We start from the raw sequence: 2,022 nt of genomic DNA on the forward strand, positions 1-2,022 counted from the left end.
TTCCATCAGGGGCGAATACTGTTTCGATAGAAAAGTAGCAGTTTTGCTAGGTAGGAATTTTAAGCGTTTCGCCGCTCTTGAACGTGTACACGCTGGGGATCCACTCATAATGGACCTTTTCCAGATCTAACGTGGCGAGCAATTTATCCTCTTCTAGCAGCGAATTATGGTCAAGTTTAGTTGTGTACAACACAGCTTGCCCGGGCTCGACTTCGAGAGAGGCTGAGATCTCGAGCGTTTTTACGGGATTGCCCATCGTATCCTTGATCACTAATGCACCTTTAAATCCAGACAAATCGCTTTCGCCGTTGTTTTTTATAACGAGTTCAATATCAATATAGTCTGAATAGATTTTTTTCTTGTAATTTTTTTTCTTTAATTTAAATGAAACCAAATTGGCTGTTAGTGCAGCATTCATGATAGCCAAGGCTTCAGTTTTTTTTTGGCTAATTTCCTCCAAAAGCGCGCGTTGTTTGGCTTCGTTATCCTTTATAGCTTGCTGCTGAGCTACCTCTGCCTCACGGATGGCTTGCTGTTTGGCGGCTTCCTCCTCGTCCTTAATGGCTTGCTGCTTGGCCGCCTTAGCGTTTTGTTCATCCTGCCATGCTTGCTGGGCGATGATCGCCTCGCCGATATTTATGGGCTTTCCTTTGTGTTCATCGAGCGCGTAATCCATAGCAGTACGGACTAAGTAGGTTTGCAGTAGCGTGCGGTCAGTTTCGCTGAGGGCTTGAATGGCTCTTTTCGCCTGGTAGGCTTCGACGACATCCAATATGCTATTATTGTTTGTGGGGAGTGAAACACTCTTAGGATCCGGATCGCGGCAAGCTGCCAGCGCAAGACACATCAAAGGAATGATGAGATATTGTAGCTTCACGATTTAATCCTTTGCTTTTCATACGACCGTATTGGACACATAGGTTACGCATGAAGGGTTTCGAGGTTTAGACGCTAGTCATCCAGCTGAGTATTAATTTTTGGCATTTTTCAAGGCAAGAGTCCTCGTTTAACGACAAAACATCACTGCCTTTATGACGGCTTCAAAACCTCTGCCTTAGCCCGCTGCAGGACTTCTTGGCGGTTCACTGGCACTGTTCGCGGAGCATGAGTGCCAATTCGCACTTGTATTCCTTCAATGCCAAGTACGGTAATGGTTATATCATCACCAATATGAATGCTTTCGCCAATCTTGCGCATCAAAATAAGCATAAGGTTTACCTTGGGTGGTTAATTGTTATCTACGTCAGTTCTTTCAAGCGGCGTAGCGTGACGCTTAAAATTAATACACTCGCGCACATCATCCTCGTCTTCTAGAGCAGTGTCTGTAGGCAAATCCTTCAAGAGGTGCGCGGCTTGCGCCCCACCAGGCCTGCAGTTAACAAAAGCTGTGGTTTTTCTTATAGCGATGCTGGCAGTAGTTCGAGTTACAGCTGGCCTCGCGCAACGAGCCGCCCACAAGCGCAAGAGCATCTGTAGGACAAAACTGTCATCCTCCCGATCAAACAGGCGAAACGAGCTTGGCGCCACCACCGCTGATCAATCATTCAACTCTCCAAAGGGGGTTGCGGTCGCGCCTTACACAATAAAGACGAGCACACCGGTATATCTTCGAGTTACGAGTTGCATCGCAGGCAGAAGATCCAAGCTATTGACCAGCATAGGGTTAACGCGGGCGCGCGAGGCTCGTAAAGATTGTTGGGCTTGCGGCATGGATCAGAAGGAAAAAAGAACCCGCATCCTGATTGGGAGAAATGCGGGCTAAAAGCATCACCATTCGAGAGAAAGCAGCGTCATAGGAGGGCTGTATGCCGGGCATGCAGGCGAGAGGGTGTAGCGCTACTGTCTTTCTCGGCGCCAATTTAATCGCACGACGCAAGCGATCACCACGCCAAGACCTCCCATTTTCGAAGTATCGGGCTCGCCGGTGCTAAGCAACCCATTTGCTCTGATGCCGCTCATGCGGCAGGGGCAGGGGCAGAGAGGCGAAAACCGACGCGCAAGGCCCTGAAGTGATGCCTCACG

The 2,022-nt window shown here is 48.7% G+C and carries 2 protein-coding genes; both read right to left on the reverse strand.

Going from position 1 to position 2,022, the window contains the following annotated elements; translation table 11 throughout:
* Positions 1–46: 46 nt before the first annotated feature.
* Positions 47–877 (reverse strand): cell envelope integrity protein TolA, encoded by an 831-nt coding sequence (locus tag D8U69_RS08360; RefSeq protein ID WP_130907098.1) that lies wholly within the window; start codon positions 875–877, stop codon positions 47–49.
* 152 nt (positions 878–1,029) lie between these two features.
* Entirely contained in the window at positions 1,030–1,209 is a 180-nt protein-coding gene (gene csrA / locus D8U69_RS08365) for a carbon storage regulator CsrA (protein ID WP_130907099.1), read from the reverse strand.
* Between the last annotated feature and the right edge of the window lie 813 nt (positions 1,210–2,022).

This window comes from Pseudomonas sp. Sample_16, assembly GCF_004307665.1.
Classification (GTDB): domain Bacteria; phylum Pseudomonadota; class Gammaproteobacteria; order Pseudomonadales; family Pseudomonadaceae; genus Aquipseudomonas.

Coding starts and splice junctions, on each gene's coding strand:
- csrA (WP_130907099.1), bottom strand. CDS start 1,209: ATGCTTATTTTGATGCGCAAGATTGGCGAAAGCATTCATATTGGTGAT.